Annotated in this window: 11 protein-coding genes, 2 tRNA genes, 3 rRNA genes, 1 other RNA gene and 1 riboswitch; of the genes, 13 read left to right on the forward strand and 4 right to left on the reverse strand. The window is 61.1% G+C overall.

Annotated elements, in window-relative coordinates:
- The first annotated feature begins 2 nt into the window (after nucleotides 1-2).
- The 6 genes from EIH26_RS04495 to EIH26_RS04520 all read left to right on the forward strand — a co-directional run bounded on the left by EIH26_RS04495 (nucleotide 3) and on the right by EIH26_RS04520 (nucleotide 3,863).
- On the forward strand, nucleotides 3-689 hold the full coding sequence (locus EIH26_RS04495) for a YggS family pyridoxal phosphate-dependent enzyme (RefSeq protein WP_124061083.1): 687 nt from the start codon (nucleotides 3-5) through the stop codon (nucleotides 687-689).
- Between the two features lie 103 nt (nucleotides 690-792).
- Nucleotides 793-1,605: a cell division protein SepF gene (locus EIH26_RS04500; protein WP_206424670.1), complete on the forward strand. Its 813-nt coding sequence runs from the start codon at nucleotides 793-795 to the stop codon at nucleotides 1,603-1,605.
- Entirely contained in the window at nucleotides 1,605-2,456 is an 852-nt protein-coding gene (gene proC, locus EIH26_RS04505) for a pyrroline-5-carboxylate reductase (protein WP_124061085.1), read from the forward strand. The genes EIH26_RS04500 and proC overlap by 1 nt, the downstream gene beginning before the upstream one ends.
- A complete protein-coding gene (locus EIH26_RS04510; protein WP_124061086.1) occupies nucleotides 2,453-2,713 on the forward strand; it encodes a YggT family protein in 261 nt (86 codons plus the stop codon). The genes proC and EIH26_RS04510 overlap by 4 nt, the downstream gene beginning before the upstream one ends.
- Before the next feature lie 45 nt (nucleotides 2,714-2,758).
- Entirely contained in the window at nucleotides 2,759-3,556 is a 798-nt protein-coding gene (locus tag EIH26_RS04515; RefSeq protein ID WP_124061087.1) for a DivIVA domain-containing protein, read from the forward strand.
- Nucleotides 3,543-3,863 (forward strand): DUF167 domain-containing protein, encoded by a 321-nt coding sequence (locus EIH26_RS04520; RefSeq protein WP_124061088.1) that lies wholly within the window; start codon nucleotides 3,543-3,545, stop codon nucleotides 3,861-3,863. Before EIH26_RS04515 ends, EIH26_RS04520 begins: the two co-directional genes overlap by 14 nt.
- A 13-nt stretch (nucleotides 3,864-3,876) precedes the next feature.
- Here the strand turns inward: EIH26_RS04520 and rnpB are convergent.
- Nucleotides 3,877-4,217: RNase P RNA component class A (gene rnpB, locus EIH26_RS04525), an RNA gene on the reverse strand.
- Between the two features lie 107 nt (nucleotides 4,218-4,324).
- Here rnpB and EIH26_RS04530 point away from each other — a divergent pair.
- From EIH26_RS04530 to thiD, 3 genes are all read left to right on the forward strand, one after another.
- The gene (locus tag EIH26_RS04530; RefSeq protein WP_124061089.1) at nucleotides 4,325-4,954 is read left to right on the forward strand and encodes a thiamine diphosphokinase; all 630 of its coding nucleotides are present in this window, start codon (nucleotides 4,325-4,327) and stop codon (nucleotides 4,952-4,954) included.
- A gap of 61 nt (nucleotides 4,955-5,015) precedes the next feature.
- A riboswitch (TPP riboswitch) is annotated at nucleotides 5,016-5,139 on the forward strand.
- A complete protein-coding gene (gene thiC / locus EIH26_RS04535; protein WP_164470978.1) occupies nucleotides 5,101-6,423 on the forward strand; it encodes a phosphomethylpyrimidine synthase ThiC in 1,323 nt (440 codons plus the stop codon). Its footprint overlaps the riboswitch before it by 39 nt.
- A gap of 27 nt (nucleotides 6,424-6,450) precedes the next feature.
- Nucleotides 6,451-7,245 carry a bifunctional hydroxymethylpyrimidine kinase/phosphomethylpyrimidine kinase gene (gene thiD, locus EIH26_RS04540; RefSeq protein ID WP_124061091.1) on the forward strand — a complete coding sequence of 265 codons (795 nt, stop codon included), beginning with the start codon at nucleotides 6,451-6,453 and terminating at the stop codon, nucleotides 7,243-7,245.
- Nucleotides 7,246-7,343: 98 nt separating this feature from the next.
- Here the strand turns inward: thiD and EIH26_RS04545 are convergent.
- The 3 genes from EIH26_RS04545 to EIH26_RS04555 all read right to left on the reverse strand — a co-directional run bounded on the left by EIH26_RS04545 (nucleotide 7,344) and on the right by EIH26_RS04555 (nucleotide 9,022).
- A tRNA-Glu gene (locus tag EIH26_RS04545) sits at nucleotides 7,344-7,420 on the reverse strand.
- 30 nt (nucleotides 7,421-7,450) lie between these two features.
- Nucleotides 7,451-7,524, reverse strand: a tRNA-Gln gene (locus tag EIH26_RS04550).
- A gap of 130 nt (nucleotides 7,525-7,654) precedes the next feature.
- A complete protein-coding gene (locus tag EIH26_RS04555) occupies nucleotides 7,655-9,022 on the reverse strand; it encodes a CCA tRNA nucleotidyltransferase (RefSeq protein ID WP_124061092.1) in 1,368 nt (455 codons plus the stop codon).
- 467 nt (nucleotides 9,023-9,489) lie between these two features.
- On the opposite strand from EIH26_RS04555, the gene EIH26_RS04560 reads away from it, so the two are divergent.
- The 4 genes from EIH26_RS04560 to EIH26_RS04575 all read left to right on the forward strand — a co-directional run bounded on the left by EIH26_RS04560 (nucleotide 9,490) and on the right by EIH26_RS04575 (nucleotide 16,650).
- Nucleotides 9,490-11,000: ribosomal RNA gene (locus EIH26_RS04560) — 16S ribosomal RNA — on the forward strand.
- A gap of 347 nt (nucleotides 11,001-11,347) precedes the next feature.
- Nucleotides 11,348-14,326, forward strand: a 23S ribosomal RNA gene (locus EIH26_RS04565).
- Nucleotides 14,327-14,422: 96 nt separating this feature from the next.
- Nucleotides 14,423-14,537: ribosomal RNA gene (gene rrf, locus EIH26_RS04570) — 5S ribosomal RNA — on the forward strand.
- The 16S, 23S and 5S rRNA genes sit together here, the layout of an rRNA operon.
- A 256-nt stretch (nucleotides 14,538-14,793) precedes the next feature.
- Complete coding sequence (locus EIH26_RS04575) at nucleotides 14,794-16,650, forward strand: nucleoside-diphosphate sugar epimerase/dehydratase (RefSeq protein ID WP_124061093.1); 1,857 nt, start codon at nucleotides 14,794-14,796, stop codon at nucleotides 16,648-16,650.
- The last annotated feature ends 22 nt before the right edge of the window (nucleotides 16,651-16,672 follow it).

Below are 16,672 nucleotides of genomic sequence, written 5' to 3' on the forward strand. Positions count from 1 at the left end.
AGGTGAGCGCTCGAGAACGCTATCGAAGCGTGCGAGAGGAACTTGAGTCGGTGTGCGAGGATGCGGGGCGCTCTTTCGAGACCGTCCATCTGGTCGCGGTATCGAAGACGGTCGGCGTCGAGGAAGTTGCAAGCGCCATCGAAGGGGGAGCGTGCGATTTCGGAGAGAACCGTCCCGAAGGCCTGATGGAGAAGGCCGATGCCTTCCCTGGAAAGCGCTGGCACTTCATCGGCAACATCCAGTCCCGCCGTATTGCGGATATCGTGGGCCGCGCATCGCTCATCCACTCTCTTTACCAGTTGAAGCATGCGCAGAAGATAAACGACGTTGCGGAGGAGAAGGGCCTGATCCAAGACGTTCTCATCGAGGTGAACGTTTCGGGGGAGGAATCGAAGAGCGGACTGAATCCGCGCGAAGTGGTCGAATTCGCCCAGCAGATGGGCGAGCTTTCCCATGTGCGGCTGCGCGGTCTCATGACTATGGCTCCCCAGGGAGACCTCGATCGCGCGCGCGAGGTGTTTGAAGAGCTGGCATACCTCAAAGAGCTCTTATGCTCTCAGCTCGACGACAAGGTTGCGGCCGAGGTCAATGAGCTTTCCATGGGCATGAGCGAAGACTGGAGGGAAGCGGTGTATGCCGGGGCTACCATAATACGGGTGGGTCGGGCCATCTTCAGCGAAGACTTCTAAGGCCTTGCGCCGAAGAGACGATTTATGGGCGCATCGGCTGCGCTAGACTCGTTCCTATCGGACAATGAGGGTAAACGCAGCATTGAAACGAAAGAGACAGGTGATGGCAATGGCAGGCTTCTACGCTTCAGACGGTGACGGGGGTTTTCTGGGAACCATCAAATCCCGCCTCGGGTTCGGCGACGAATCCGCAGTGCCCGCTCGTTCGCGTACGCGGACGCGAACGACGCGCCCGCAACGTCGGGCCGACGACGCCGAGTTCGCCGCCGACGAGGCGGTCGCCGAGGAATTCGCGGAATACGGGCCGGGCTATCGTTATTCGGAAGACGCTTACGAGCGTACCGCGAATGCGCCCACCAGCGAATTTCCTCCGCTGGTATCCAAGAAGGACATGAAGCGCCCCGCAGCGCGCCTCGGGCGCGATCCGCTCAAAGAGTCGGAATCGACGCCGTCGGTATCTGCTTCCGGACGCATGATGGTTGACAACGCCGCACCCGCCGCCTTGTCGCCGCGCGATCGCGCCGAGCGCACCTCGGAAGCGCGTACGGCGGGCGGTTTGAATAACCTGTTCTCATCCACGTCTTCCGACGGTGCGGACAGGCCTTCCTCGGAGGGCGTCGTATCTGTCCAAGAGGCGCCTCGCGCATCCAAGCGCGGCATTTCGGTGCTGCGTCCGTCAAGCTATGGTGATGTCGAGCGGGTTGCCAAGATCGTGCGTTCGGGCGATGTGGTCGTCATAGCGCTCAAGAACACTCCCGACGATTTGTCGAAGCGCATCCTCGATTTCTCGTTCGGCGTCAGCAGCGCGCTCGAGGCTCAGGTCGAGTATCCCGGCGATAAGGTGTACGCCATCTGCAAGGGGGCTGCGCTCACGTTTTCGGAGCTTTCGGCCCTGCGCAAGCAGGGTGTGCTGTAATGGCCCTTTCGCGTGAAACCCGCATAGCCGTCATCGGTGCGGGCAAGATGGGCGAAGCGCTTCTGTCCGGTTGGCTCGGCTGCTCGGAAGGTCTGGCCGGGGTTATCGGGGCGGAGAATCTGCTTGCCGTCAATCGGACGAAGGAGCGCTGCGACCAGCTTTCGCGCGCATACGGCATCGCATGTTCGCTCGATGCGTCCGAGGCGCTTTCGGCCGATATCGTCATCATCGGCGTGAAGCCCCAGGTTGTTCCTGATGTTCTAGCCGATCTGCGGCGTCTCGATCCGTCGGGCGGGCGTATGCGCAGCTGCCTGTTCGTCTCGATCGCTGCGGGTCTTTCCACCTCGACGCTTTCGGGTATGCTGGCCGAACGTGCGAGCGTGGTGAGGGTCATGCCTAATATGCCCCTTATGGTGGGACAGGGCGCATCGGGAGTATGCGGCGGTTCGGCGTGCGCGCCCGAAGACGTGGCGCTTGTGCGCGATCTGTTCGGCTGCCTGGGGGCGGCCGAGATCGTATCCGAGTCGGACATGGATGCCGTGTGCGCGCTCAGCGGTTCGGGTCCGGCTTACGTTGCGCTCATGGTGGAATCGATGCGCGATGCGGCCGTGGTCGAGGGGCTTGATGCCCAAACAGCCGAGCGCTTCGCGTTGCAGACCGTTTACGGAACGGCGCGGTACATGATGGAGCTCGGAATCAGCCCCGAACAGACGCGGACGTCGATTTGCAGTCCCGGCGGCACGACGGTTGCGGCTCTCGATGCCATGGAGGATGCCGGCTTCTCCGACGCGGTCAGAATCGGCATCGCAGCCGCCTCCAAACGCTCTGAAGAGTTAGGGAATATTCAATGATGTCCTTTAAATACCTTTTGGTATCGATCTCCGATGCCTACAGCATGGTTATCTTCATCTACGTTCTCATGTCCTGGATCCCCACGTCGTCGGGGATCATCAGCGATATCTACCGTGTTTTGGGCAGGGTGTGCGATCCGTATCTGAACCTGTTCCGCAGGCTCATTCCCCCCATTGGAGGAATGGTGGATGTGACGCCCATAGTCGCCCTGCTTGTATTACAATTCGGAGTACGTTTGATAATCGGGCTTTTTTAACGTAGTCACGCTCGCGTAAGGCGGGCCAAACGAAGGGATTTTCAGATGGCCATTACTTCGGAAGACATCCATAACCAGAGCTTCTCGATCGATCGCAAAGGTTACGACGTCGACGAAGTGGACGTGTTCCTCGAGCATGTCGCCGACGAGATCGGTGCCCTGAACGCTCAGGTGGAAAGCCTGAGGATGCAGCTTGAACAGGCGCGCGAGGATCTGGCTGAACCCGGTCTCACCCAGGCGGTCGCTCCGGTTGCCGCCGCGCCCGCTTCCGATGCCGATAGCGTCGTGCTTCAGGAGCGCATTGCCGACCTCGAACGGAAGCTGGCCGAGAAATCCGCCAACGACACCGCTATCTCTCAGGCGCTCATCGTCGCCCAGCGCTCCGCCGACGATATCGTGGCCAATGCCCGTTCGCAGGCTTCCACGATCGTTCAGGATGCCGACGCCGAGGCCGAGCGTATCGTGAGCAAGGCCGAGGCCGAGCGTCAGAAGGTCGTCGAGTCCACCCGCGCGCTCGAAAACGCTCGTGAAAACGTGCGTGCCGACTATCGCAACATGCTTTCCGACTTCATCGGGGATGCCTCTCGCAAGCTCAGCGAAATCGACGAGAATGCTCCTCGCAGCGCATCCAGCTTCACCAGCGAGGTTGCCCCGCTTATCACCCCGAGTGCAGCCGAGGCATCGACTCAGCGCTCCGCATCTCCGGCGGCTACCGCGGCCGCTGCGTCGTTTGCCGCAGGTGGCACCGCAGCTGTCGCTTCGAACGCGCCCTCCTACTTCGAGAAGGATCTTTCCGGTTTCGGTGACGCCGACGACGATTTCGATTTCGATGACCCCGACTAAGCCACGCGCTCTTTCACATCAGCTTTGCTTTCGCGTCACGCCCCGTTCGGGGCGTGACGAGGTTGTAGGGTGCGGCGTCGATTCCGACGGCGCACCCGAGGTTCGCGTTCGCGTGACGGCGCCCCCCGACAAGGGAAGGGCCAACAAAGCGGTGTGCGAGCTGGTGGCTAAGCAGCTGCGCATCGGAAAGACCTGTGTGAGCGTGGTATCCGGAGAAACATCGCGGAACAAGCGCCTGGAAATACAGGTGGATTCCGCTGTGTTGGATGACTGGCTGAAAGGGCTGCGGGCGCTCGAAGCCCGTTAGGCGTCTCCGATAAAAGTCGAGTGGGTCGATAAGCCGGGTTCTGTCGTTGGACGGCCATTTATCTAGGACGTGCGTCGCCGCACGTATCAAGCGCGCAACCCGAACGCACGGAAGGGCGACCGTATAGCGTTCCTATTTGCGTTTGCTCCAGGTGGGGTTTGCCAAGCCGCGCCGTTGCCGACACGCTGGTGCGCTTTTACCGCACCGTTTCAGCTTGTCTCGCTGCGAAGCAGCGGGAGTTTCCTTTTCTGTGGCACTTTCCGTCGGGTCGCCCCGCCCAGCCGTTAGCTGGCACCTTGCCCTTGGGAGCCCGGACTTTCCTCATGCAATGCATGCGACCGCCTGACCCACTCGAGTATGCTATTCTAGCAAACCGGCGCCCGCGCGCGCGGAATACGTCTCAACAGGCGAAAACCTCCACGCCGCGCCGTTCTGAAAACCGACCGATTGGATGGCCCCCTATGAGCGTGTGCGCAGTGGTTGCCGCCTCCGACTTCAATGCAGTTCACTTCAAATCACTTGATGATCAGGGATTTTTTGATGAAGTATATGCGGTTGACGGTGGTTGGTCCCACCTTCTTTCCGTAGGGAGAACAGCCGATATGGCATTGGGAGATTTCGACTCGCTCGGATACGTGCCCGATTGCGCACGCGTCTCCAAGCATCCGGTCATGAAGGATCAAAGCGACCTCGAGCTTACCCTCGAACGAGTCAAGACGCGCCGTTACTCTGAAGTGTTCGTATACGGCGCCTTGGGCGGACGGCTCGATCATACGCTTGCCAACCTCCAGCTGTTCGCGCGATTCGCTGAAGAAGGGATGGATGTGGTGGCGATCGATCTCGCTTCGGCTTTACGCGTTTTAGTGGGACCCGATGCGTTTGATCTGCCGAATCTCGAATCTGGAACGGTCTCGGTGTTCGCTGCCAGCGACGAGGCGCACGGCGTCATAGAAAGAGGGCTGCGTTACGCTTTCAACGACGAGACTCTGACGAATAGAACCTCCCGCGGTCTTTCGAACGAGCTTACGGGGGAGCCTGCCATGGTGGGCTTGGAGAAAGGGAGCATCTTCGTCTTCTATCCGCTGGGCTGATTTTTCCCTTCTTTGGGCCGAACCCCTTACGTCGGTTGCCTATAATCATCGCATCCGCCATGGGCGGATAGGGGAGCTCGCGTGCGCGATGGCGCGGCGGCGGGCTGAGAGGAGGCTCGCAAGACGGCCTCGACCCTCAACCTGATATGGGTAATGCCAACGAAGGGAGCATCATGACGCAGCTTGAGGCCGCACGTGCCGGAGAGATAACCGAGCAGATGCGCATCGTCGCACGCAAAGAGCATCTGGATCCCGAATTCATCAGGGACAAGGTTGCCCGGGGCCGCATTGCGATTCCCGCTAACGTGAACCACCGTTCGCTCGATCCCGAGGGCGTGGGCGAAGGCCTTCGCACCAAGGTCAACGTCAATCTGGGGGTATCCGGAGACAAGGCCGATTTTCCCGAGGAATGGGAGAAGGTCCGCATTGCGCTTAATAACGGAGCCGAGTCGATCATGGACCTTTCCAACTGCGGAAAGACGCATCCGTTTCGTTCCAAGCTCATCGAGAAGTCGACGGCCATGATCGGAACGGTTCCCCTCTACGATGCGATCGGGCACCTCGACAAGCCGCTCGATCAGATAACCGCCGACGATTTTCTGTCGGTGATCGAAGCGCATGCTGCAGACGGGGTGGACTTCATGACCATTCATGCGGGCTTGAACCGACGCGCGCTCGAGTCGTTTAAGGAGACGGGACGCGAGTTGAACATCGTCAGCAGGGGAGGATCGCTTGTATTTGCCTGGATGCAGGCAACGGGAAACGAGAACCCGTTCTTCGAGTATTACGATAACCTGCTTGATATCCTGCGTCGTTACGATGTCACCATCAGCCTGGGAGACGCTTTGCGTCCGGGCTGCATCGATGATGCGACGGATGCGTCCCAGATTTCCGAACTCATCGAGCTGGGAAAACTTACGAAGCGCGCCTGGGATCGAGGTGTGCAGGTTATCGTCGAGGGACCTGGGCACATGGCTATTGACGAGATCCAGGCGAACGTCAAGCTTCAGAAGAAGCTGTGCCACGGAGCGCCCTTCTACGTGCTCGGTCCTCTGGTGACCGATATCGCACCCGGATACGACCACATCACATCCGCGATCGGAGGGGCGGTCGCAGCGGCGAGCGGAGCAGATTTTCTCTGCTACGTGACGCCGGCCGAGCATTTGCGCCTACCCGACGCAAACGACGTGCTCGAAGGCGTTATCGCATCGAAGATCGCAGCCCATGCGGCAGACATCGCAAAGCGGGTTCCCTTTGCCCGAGAGGCCGATACGAAGATGGCTCGCGCCCGTCGCGTGCTCGATTGGGACGCGATGTTCGAGGTTGCGCTCGATCCCGTCAAACCGCGTCGATACTTCGAGAGCGCTCCTCCCAAGGTGGAGGGAACCTGCACGATGTGCGGCGAGATGTGCGCGGTTCGCACGGTCAACCAGGCGCTTGCAAGCATGGAGGAGTGCTCCGACCTGTAAGGCCGCGGTTGTTCAGAGGGAGGCGATATGAAGTCAGTGCTGAGCGTAGCCGGATCCGATTCCAGCGGGGGAGCCGGCATTCAAGCCGATATCAAAACCATTCAGAGCATGCATGTGTTCGCCCAAACGGCGCTCACGGCGCTCACGGCTCAGAACACCTTGGGCGTCTCATCGGTGCTCGAGGTTGCTTCGAGGTTCGTCGAAGATCAGATAGATGTGGTGTTCGCCGATATCAGACCCGATGCGGTGAAGATCGGGATGGTATCGAGCGCATCGGTTGCCGAGCGCGTCGCGTGCGCCTTGCAGCGAAACGGCGCAACGAACGTTGTCGTCGATCCGGTAATGGTGGCTACAAGCGGCGCCCGTCTTATCAGCGAGGATGCGCTCGGCGTTCTGACGACCGAGTTGTTCGCGCTGGCAAGCATCATCACCCCCAACATCCCCGAGGCGGAGATCCTTTCTGGTCGCCCGATCGAGGGGAAGGCTGATCAGGAGGATGTGGCGCGCGTCCTGGCCGACCGATTCGGCTGCGCTGTGCTGGTGAAGGGAGGACACGGCCTCAACGATGCGAACGATGTCCTGGCGCAGCCCGCTTGCCCTGCGCGGTGGTTCGAGGCTTTGCGCATCGACAACCCGAACACCCATGGTACGGGGTGCACGCTTTCCTCCGCGATCGCTTGCGGGCTGGCGCTCGGACATTCGTTGGAAGATTCGGTGAGTGCAGCTAAACAGTACCTGTCGGGAGCGCTTGCGGCTGGTTTGGATTTGGGGAAGGGGCCGGGTCCGCTCGATCACATGTGGAACAATCGGCTTATCGGATAAAGAAAACCGACTTTTCCGCTTCTTCGACGGTGCGGAGGGGTGATGTGGCTGATCGAGAAAAGAAAAAGCCAGCCGATGAACGGCTGGCTCGAAATTCCTGGTAGCTCCGACCGGATTCGAACCGGCGACCTCCGCCTTGAGAGGGCGGCGTCCTAAACCGCTAGACGACGGAGCCACAGAGGCATTCGCGCTGCTTACCGAAAAATGGCTGGGGTGGAAGGAGTCGAACCCTCACATACGGCACCAGAAACCGCTGTCCTGCCATTAGACGACACCCCATCGATTTCTCGATGTGCACTTGAGAAAAACTCAAGTTGCAAGCGCGGGTTGTAATATTACGCACTCCTGCCGCATACGTCAAGCATATTTTTAAGAATAATCGGAGCAGCCTTTTCGGCTCAAGCGAAAGCTACCGAGAGCTTATCCAGGCTTCAACGAAGGAGACCAGATCGTCGAGGGAGTTTTCCGCCTCTTCCTCGATTACGGCGTCAAGGGCCGCATCCAGAGCGCAGGCAACTTCGGGTCCGGGCGCAACGCCTAGGGCGATGACGTCGTTTCCGTTGATGGCCAGACCGCTGCGGGTGAAGGGCTCTTCGGCCGCAAGGATCTCGCTGAGGATGTCCAGCAGCGCATCGCAGGTTTGGACGCGCATTCGATATTCGGGCGCTTTCGCCATGGCATCGGCCCGCTTAAGCTGACACAGTGCGATGAACAGGGCCGTGTCGCCGTTTAAGTCGCGCAGGGCGGTTTTCACGGCCTTACGCGTGGCGGCGATGCGTTCGTCATGGCGTCTCACCAAGGCAAGCACCTGTTCGATGAACTTCGGCGAGTAACCGAGTCGCTGAAGCAGACCCCGGCCGATGATGACGCTGATTTCGGGATGCCCGCGAAAATGACGCACCCCATCCGACTCGTAGCAGGCGGCTGGCTTCCCGATGTCGTGCAGCAGGGCCGCCCAGCGAACCAGAGGATGGGCGGGGGTGTTGTGGACAACCCAGGCGGTATGCTCGAGGACGTCGTAGCAATGAAACACCGATTTCTGGTCGAATCCTTCGAGGGCCACGAGTTCGGGGAGGACGGGAGCCAGCACATCGACGCAGCGAAGCAGCGCATCATGGACATGCGAGCCGGTTATGAACAGGTCGATCTCGTGGGACACGCGCTCGCGGGACAGCGCAAGGGTTTTGGACTTTGCGGCGCGCATGGCGTCGAACGTGGCGGGCTCGAAGTCGAATCCCAGTTGGGAAGCGAACCGACATCCGCGCAGGATGCGCAGGGCGTCTTCTGCGAACCGTTGCGGGGGGTCTCCGACTGTTCTGAGAACCCTCTTTTCGATATCGGCTGCGCCCCCGTAAGGATCGACCAGCCCTTTGCAGGGATGGTAGGCAAGCGCATTGATGGTGAAGTCCCTGCGCGCCAGGTCTTCCTCGATCGTAGAAGCGAACGATACCGTGTCGGGGTGGCGGGAGTCGGTGTACATGCCATCGACGCGGTAGGTGGTTACCTCCAACGCGTGCCGCTCGATGACAACCGTAACCGTTCCATGATCGGTTCCCGTTTCATGGACGGAAAAACCGGCCTCGATGAAGGCCCGCTTGGTTTCTCGCCAGGTTGCCGAGGTCGCCATGTCGATATCGCGCACGTTATCGGAGCGCCCCATGAGGGTATCGCGAATAAACCCGCCGACAATCCAGGCCTCGAATCCTGCGGATTCCAGAACCTCGAAAGCGGTTTGGGCATACGGAGGTATGTCGACGAACGTGCGGTCAAGTGACATGGCAAACCCTTCTTTTACTGGGGAAAATGTAACATAAATCGGGAAGGATCGAATCCACCTATATATAGAAAGAGAATACGGTCCGCGGTGACATACGCCCTTCGCCCCCCGTTTGTGGAGAACCCTCCACAAACGGGATCCCCCGTTGCGCCGCGGCCCCGGGGGGCGTATAGTAGCAACCCGCGCTCGGGGAGGGCGCGCCCGGAACCCGGGGCCCGCAGGGCCGCGGGGGGCGGGAAAAAAAGGGGGTTGACGGAGCGATCCGGATGCCCTAGAATTACTCCTCGCGCCGAACGCGGGAGCGGGAGGCGGGCCGGGCCGGATGGCCCCGGCCGGAACCTTGAGAACCGGATACTGGATACGGAAAGATCGAGAGATCGAGTCGAACAGACTCCGATGGATCAGACGGACCACGTCAGCCCGTCCCCGCGAGGGGAGGGGCGGTTACTTTAGTTTAGAGCTTACTTCGAACGGAGAGTTCGATCCTGGCTCAGGATGAACGCTGGCGGCGTGCCTAACACATGCAAGTCGAACGGTTAAGACGGCTTCGGCCGTGAATAGAGTGGCGAACGGGTGAGTAACACGTGACCAACCTGCCCTCCGCACCGGGACAACCGGGGGAAACCCCGGCTAATACCGGACGATCCCGGCCCCCCGCATGGGGGGCCGGGCGAAGCCCAGGCGGCGGGGGATGGGGTCGCGGCCCATTAGGTAGACGGCGGGGCAACGGCCCACCGTGCCGACGATGGGTAGCCGGGTTGAGAGACCGACCGGCCACATTGGGACTGAGATACGGCCCAGACTCCTACGGGAGGCAGCAGTGGGGAATATTGCGCAATGGGGGCAACCCTGACGCAGCAACGCCGCGTGCGGGACGACGGCCTTCGGGTTGTAAACCGCTTTCAGCAGGGAAGATAGTGACGGTACCTGCACAAGAAGCCCCGGCTAACTACGTGCCAGCAGCCGCGGTAATACGTAGGGGGCGAGCGTTATCCGGATTCATTGGGCGTAAAGCGCGCGCAGGCGGCTCTTCAAGCGGAACCTCTAACCCCGGGGCTCAACCTCGGGCCGGGTTCCGAACTGGAGGGCTCGAGTGCGGTAGAGGCAGGCGGAATTCCCGGTGTAGCGGTGGAATGCGCAGATATCGGGAAGAACACCGATGGCGAAGGCAGCCTGCTGGGCCGGCACTGACGCTGAGGCGCGAAAGCTAGGGGAGCGAACAGGATTAGATACCCTGGTAGTCCTAGCCGTAAACGATGATCGCTAGGTGTGGGGGGAGCCTTCCCCCCGTGCCGAAGCCAACGCATTAAGCGATCCGCCTGGGGAGTACGGCCGCAAGGCTAAAACTCAAAGGAATTGACGGGGGCCCGCACAAGCAGCGGAGCATGTGGCTTAATTCGAAGCAACGCGAAGAACCTTACCAGGGCTTGACATGCAGGTGAAGCGGCGGAAACGCCGTGGCCGAGAGGAGCCTGCGCAGGTGGTGCATGGCTGTCGTCAGCTCGTGTCGTGAGATGTTGGGTTAAGTCCCGCAACGAGCGCAACCCCTGCCCCGTGTTGCCAGCATTCAGTTGGGGACTCGCGGGGGACTGCCGGTGACAAACCGGAGGAAGGCGGGGACGACGTCAAGTCATCATGCCCCTTATGCCCTGGGCCGCACACGTGCTACAATGGCCGGCACAGCGGGCTGCCACCCAGCGATGGGGAGCGAATCCCGTAAAGCCGGCCCCAGTTCGGATCGGAGGCTGCAACCCGCCTCCGTGAAGCCGGAGTTGCTAGTAATCGCGGATCAGCACGCCGCGGTGAATGCGTTCCCGGGCCTTGTACACACCGCCCGTCACACCACCCGAGTCGTCTGCACCCGAAGCCGCCGGCCGAACCCCGCGAGGGGGCGGAGGCGTCGAAGGTGTGGAGGGTGAGGGGGGTGAAGTCGTAACAAGGTAGCCGTACCGGAAGGTGCGGCTGGATCACCTCCTTTCTAGGGAGACACGCGAAGTGTCCTACCGCGGGCGACCGCCCGCGGCCTGGAATGACACCTGAAGGCTAGGCCGGCCGAAGGGCCGACCGAACCGGGGCGCCGTCCGCCCCCCGTAATCCAGCATCCGGCTCCGAGGGCTCCGGCCCCCGACGGCACCTTGACAGCTGCATAGCGTTTCATCGAGAACAAAGATGATGATCATAACCATATTGAATATGGTTCTCCAAAGATACAGATAGTCGTGCTTTTCAAGCACGGCCATCGCATCTGCGATCGCGTTTCAACGCGCGATATGCGATACGAAACCCATCGGGATTTTCATGTCAGGGAACTGACAGCGGATCTAGAGCGAAGATACCATGGGCGCACGGCGGATGCCTTGGCACAGGAAGCCGAAGAAGGACGCGGTAAGCTGCGATAAGCTGCGGGGAGGCGCAAACGGCCCTCGATCCGCAGGTCTCCGAATGGGGGAACCCGAGCGGGGTTATGCCCGCTCGCTCCCGCCCGAACGCATACGGCGGGAAGCGGCAACCCGGGGAACTGAAACATCTAAGTACCCGGAGGAAGAGAAATCAACCGAGATTGCGCGAGTAGCGGCGAGCGAAAGCGCACCAGCCCAAACCGAAGAACGCACGCGCCCTGGGGGGTTCGCGTCTTCGGGGTTGCGGGGCGCGCGAGGGGGACCCCCCAGGGTCCCCGCGGAGTCACAAAGCTCATGAGGTAGCGGAACGGCCTGGGAAGGCCGGCCGAAGCGGGTGAGAGCCCCGTACGCGAAACCCATGGCCTCCGCCGGCGCGTCCCCGAGTAGGTCCGGGCACGTGAAACCCGGACCGAAGCCGGGGGGACCACCCTCCAAGGCTGAACACTCTCCTGTGACCGATAGCGAACCAGTACCGTGAGGGAAAGGTGAAAAGCACCCCGAGAGGGGAGTGAAACAGCACCTGAAACCGTGCGCCCCCAAGCAGTCGGAGCGGCTGGAAATGCCGTGACGGCGTGCCTTTTGTAGAATGAGCCAGCGAGTGGCGGTATGCGGCGAGGTTAAGCTTAGAAGCGAGCCGCAGCGAAAGCGAGCCTTCAAACGGGCGCGTGAGTCGCATGCCGCCGACGCGAAGCCGGGTGAGCTATCCTTGGGCAGGCTGAAGCGGGGGTAAGACCCCGTGGAGGGCCGAACCCACTTCGGTTGAAAACGGAGGGGATGACCCGAGGATAGGGGTGAAAGGCCAATCAAACCCGGAGATATCTCGTTCTCCCCGAAATAGCTTTAGGGCTAGCCCGGGCCGTTCACCCGCGGTGGTAGAGCACTGGATTCCCTAGGGGGCTTCACCGCCTGCCGAAGGAAACCAAACTCCGAATGCCGCGGGCCCACAGGCCCGGAGTCAGAGCGCGTGGGCTAAGCTGCGCGCTCGAGAGGGAAACAGCCCAGACCGCCCGCCAAGGCCCCCAAGTCCGTGCCGAGTGGCAAAGGATGTGCGCTCGCCCAGACAGCCAGGATGTTGGCTTAGAAGCAGCCATGCATTCAAAGAGTGCGTAACAGCTCACTGGTCGAGTGGGAGCGCGCCGACAATACACGGGGCTAAGCACGGCGCCGAAGCGGCGGGCCGGATACACCGTATCCGGCGGTAGGGGAGCGTTCCCGGAGGGGCGAAGCGGCAGGGGCGACCCGCCGTGGACTTCCGGGAAGCGAGAATGCTGGCATGAGTAGCGAGAGACGAGCGAGAAACTCGTCCGCCGCAAGCCTAAGGTTTCCTGGGCGAGGCTAATCCCCCCAGGGTCAGTCGGGAGCTAAGGCGAGGCCGGAAGGCGTAGCCGATGCGCAACGGGCGGACATTCCCGTACCGCCCATGGCGCGCCCGAGCGTGAGCGGTGACGGAGAAGGATATGCGGGCGTGGTTCTGGACGTCCACGTGAAAGCCGGTAGGGAGCCGATTTGTCAAGCACGGTCGGCGCTGATCCCGAGAGGCGAGACGAAGCACCTGGTGCGAAGCCGCAGATTCCATGCTTCCTAGAAAAACCGCGCATGCGAGCGCCATGGGCGCCCGTACCAAAACCGACACAGGTGGGCAGGTAGAGCATACCGAGGCGATCGGGGGAACCGTGGTCAAGGAACTCGGCATAATGGCCCCGTAACTTCGGAAGAAGGGGTGCCGCCGGCGGTGTAGGGGCCCGCCCCCGAAGCCGCTGGCGGCCGCAGCGGATTGGCCCAAGCGACTGTTTACCAAAAACACAGGACTCTGCCAAGCCGCAAGGCGACGTATAGGGTCTGACGCCTGCCCGGTGCCGGAAGGTTACGCGGACGCGTCAGCCGCAAGGCGAAGCGCCGAAGCCAAGCCCCGGTAAACGGCGGCCGTAACTATAACGGTCCTAAGGTAGCGAAATTCCTTGTCGGGTAAGTTCCGACCTGCACGAACGGCGTAACGACTTGGGCGCTGTCTCGACCACGGTCCCGGTGAAATTGCATTGTTCGTGAAGATGCGAGCTACCTGCGGAAGGACGGAAAGACCCCGTGAACCTTCACTGCAGCTTGGCATTGGCCGTTGGCCCGGAGCGTAGAGGATAGGCAGGAGGCATCGAAGCCGGGGCGCCAGCCCCGGTGGAGCCGACCTTGGAATACTGCCCTCTTCGCGCCGGCGGCCTAACGCCCGTCCGTGATCCGGCGGGTGGACCGTGCCAGGCGGGCAGTTTGACTGGGGCGGTCGCCTCCCAAAGCGTAACGGAGGCGCGCGAAGGTCCGCTCAGGACGGTCCGCACCCGTCCCGAGAGCGCGAGAGTGCAAGCGGGCTTGACTGCGAGGCCAACAAGCCGAGCAGGTGCGACAGCAGGTTCTAGTGATCCGGCGGCCCAGCGTGGAATGGCCGTCGCTCAACGGATAAAAGGTACTCCGGGGATAACAGGCTGATCTTGCCCAAGAGTCCACATCGACGGCAAGGTTTGGCACCTCGATGTCGGCTCATCGCATCCTGGGGCTGGAGTCGGTCCCATGGGTTGGGCTGTTCGCCCATTAAAGCGGTACGCGAGCTGGGTTCAGAACGTCGTGAGACAGTTCGGTCCCTATCCTCCGCAGGCGCAAGAGGGTTGAGGAGACCCGCCCCTAGTACGAGAGGACCGGGGCGGACGGACCTCCGGTGCGGCAGTTGTCGACCAACGGCACGGCTGCTTAGCCGCGTCCGGCGCGGATAACCGCTGAAGGCATCTAAGCGGGAAGCCGCCTCCAAGATGAGCCCTCTGTCCGGTAAGGCCCCTCGTAGACCACGAGGTTGATAGGCCGCAGCTGCAAGCCCGGCGACGGGCTCAGGCGAGCGGTACTAATCGGCCGAGCTCTTCTCTCAACACGGTCCGCCGCGCATGTCCGCGCCGCGGTCGCTCTCGATGGGCGCTGTGCAGCCGCCAGGGTGCCGCAGAGCACCACCGCCCGCGCCCTGCGCGAGCGCGGCCATGGAGGCGGGGATCACCCGATCCCGTTCCGAACTCGGCAGTTAAGCCCGCCGTCGCCGAAAGTACTGCAGCGCCAGGCTGCGGGAGGATAGGGAGCCGCGCTCGCGCAGGGCGCACCGGGAGGTGCGCGAGGGAGGGGGCCCGCGAGGGCCCCCTCCTCTTCGTTTCGGGCATGCGGGCGGTTCGGTTCGGTTCGGGCGAGGGCGCTCCGTTCCCTCGATTCAACCGTGCGCGAGGGTGTGCTGATTTCCGCTTTCACGAGCGCTTTCTGTTTATTTATCTCCAGTTAAGCCGTAAAATGGGCACTCGGGTCTTACCCTGTTTGCATAGGATCACGTCGAAGTTCGGCAAGGACTTACGCATGGATATTAGGTTTACCCGTCGCACGGCGATTCTGGTTTTCTGGGATATTGCGGCGACGTTTTTCGCATACTATCTTGCTTCCCTGTTAACGGGGTTGGCTCACGAGGTCTTTGGTACGCATGAGATCTACTTTCTCTTGGGTGCGGCCGTCGTGGTGAACCTGTCGTTTCTTCTCGTGTTTCAGCTGTACAACAACCTTTGGGAATACGCCTCGGTTGACGATGCGCTGAGGATCGTCGTAGCCGTTTCCATCAGCACGTTGGTCACCGCGGTCTTCCTGTGGCTTATGGGGCATTGGATTCCCATACGCGTCTACCTTGGCGCGCTTTTGCTCATGGTTTTTTTCATCGGCGGAATTCGCATGCTGTTTCGCATCGCGCGTTCGAAGAGTCGCGAGTTCGAGCTGGTAAAGCACGCCGAGAACCGCCCGCGCACGCTGATCGTGGGAGCGGGGGAAACCGGTAGTCTCGCCATCATGCGCATGGTTTCGAAAGATCCTCTTATGCCGGGAGAGCCCGTCCTTGTGGTTGACGATAACGTAAGCAAGCGAAAGCTGCGCATTCACGGGGTGCCGGTACTTGGAACCAGCGACGATATCAAGGTCTTGGTGGATCGATACGGGATCGAGCAGATTGTCGTCGCCATCCCTTCGGCCTCCCTTGAGCAGCGTCGCCGTATCTACCAGATCTGCACGCAGACGGATTGCCAGCTGCGCACCCTTCCCAACGTGCGCGAGCTGCGCATCGACGAAATCGAAGACGTATCCTTGCGCGAGGTGGACGTCGCCGATCTTCTCGGCCGGGAGGAAGTGGTTCTGAATACCCGCGTGGTGTGCGGTTATATTTCGGGAAAAACTGTCTTGGTTACCGGAGGCGGCGGATCGATAGGTTCGGAGCTGTGCCGCCAGATGTGCACGGTCGCACCGCGGCGCATCGTGGTGTTCGACATGTACGAGAACGATGCCTATCTTTTGCGCAACGAGCTCATGAACCAGTACGACGACGTGGATGTGATCGTCGAGATCGGGAGCATCTGCAACCCCGAGCGCTTGCGCGACGTGTTCGAGAAGTATCGGCCCTCGGTGGTCTTTCACGCTGCCGCGCACAAGCACGTGCCGCTTATGGAGATGTGTCCTCGCGAAGCTATCCTGAACAACGTGTTCGGCACGCTGAATACCGTTAAGCTTGCCGATGAGCTTGGAGTCGACCGCTTCATCTTCATATCAACCGACAAGGCGGTGAATCCGACGTCGGTGATGGGCGCCACCAAGCGCATGGGCGAGATGGTGATTCAGCACTACGCGCAGGAATCCAAGACGGTTTTCGCCGCTGTGCGCTTCGGAAACGTGCTGGGCAGTAACGGAAGCGTTATCCCCATCTTCAAGAAGCAGATCGCCGAGGGCGGCCCGGTTACGGTAACCCATCCCGATATCGAGCGGTTCTTCATGACCATCCCCGAGGCCTCGCGCTTGGTTATCCAGGCGGGCGGTATGGCATCGGGAGGAGAGATATTCATCCTCGATATGGGGGATCCGGTGAAGATCGTCGATCTAGCCAAAAGCCTCATCACGCTTTCGGGTCTGAAGGTGGACGAAGATGTGCGCATCGAGTTCACCGGACTGCGTCCCGGCGAGAAGATGTACGAGGAGCTGCTGATGAACGAGGAGAACACCTTGCCTACCAAGATGAAGGGCATCATGATCTCCACGGGCAAAGAGATAAGCTACAGCGAGGTGGACTCCAAGCTCTCCGACCTCGAGGCAATCCTTTCGGGAACCGATGAAGAGGCGGTCAAGGTGCTCGAACGAGTCGTTCCCACATATACGCTGACCAGAAACATCGCTTGTGCACATTAACCGCTCGCGAGGGCGAAACGCG

Source organism: Gordonibacter sp. Marseille-P4307 (genome assembly GCF_900604965.1).
Taxonomy (GTDB): domain Bacteria; phylum Actinomycetota; class Coriobacteriia; order Coriobacteriales; family Eggerthellaceae; genus Berryella.

What these genes read in the sequence shown, in the direction of transcription:
- EIH26_RS04500 (WP_206424670.1), top strand. Translation starts at nt 793, where the DNA reads ATGGCAATGGCAGGCTTCTACGCTTCAGACGGTGACGGGGGTTTTCTG.
- proC (WP_124061085.1), top strand. Translation starts at nt 1,605, where the DNA reads ATGGCCCTTTCGCGTGAAACCCGCATAGCCGTCATCGGTGCGGGCAAG.
- EIH26_RS04510 (WP_124061086.1), top strand. Translation starts at nt 2,453, where the DNA reads ATGATGTCCTTTAAATACCTTTTGGTATCGATCTCCGATGCCTACAGC.
- EIH26_RS04515 (WP_124061087.1), top strand. Translation starts at nt 2,759, where the DNA reads ATGGCCATTACTTCGGAAGACATCCATAACCAGAGCTTCTCGATCGAT.
- EIH26_RS04520 (WP_124061088.1), top strand. Translation starts at nt 3,543, where the DNA reads ATGACCCCGACTAAGCCACGCGCTCTTTCACATCAGCTTTGCTTTCGC.
- EIH26_RS04530 (WP_124061089.1), top strand. Translation starts at nt 4,325, where the DNA reads ATGAGCGTGTGCGCAGTGGTTGCCGCCTCCGACTTCAATGCAGTTCAC.
- thiC (WP_164470978.1), top strand. Translation starts at nt 5,101, where the DNA reads ATGGGTAATGCCAACGAAGGGAGCATCATGACGCAGCTTGAGGCCGCA.
- thiD (WP_124061091.1), top strand. Translation starts at nt 6,451, where the DNA reads ATGAAGTCAGTGCTGAGCGTAGCCGGATCCGATTCCAGCGGGGGAGCC.
- EIH26_RS04555 (WP_124061092.1), bottom strand. Translation starts at nt 9,022, where the DNA reads ATGTCACTTGACCGCACGTTCGTCGACATACCTCCGTATGCCCAAACC.
- EIH26_RS04575 (WP_124061093.1), top strand. Translation starts at nt 14,794, where the DNA reads ATGGATATTAGGTTTACCCGTCGCACGGCGATTCTGGTTTTCTGGGAT.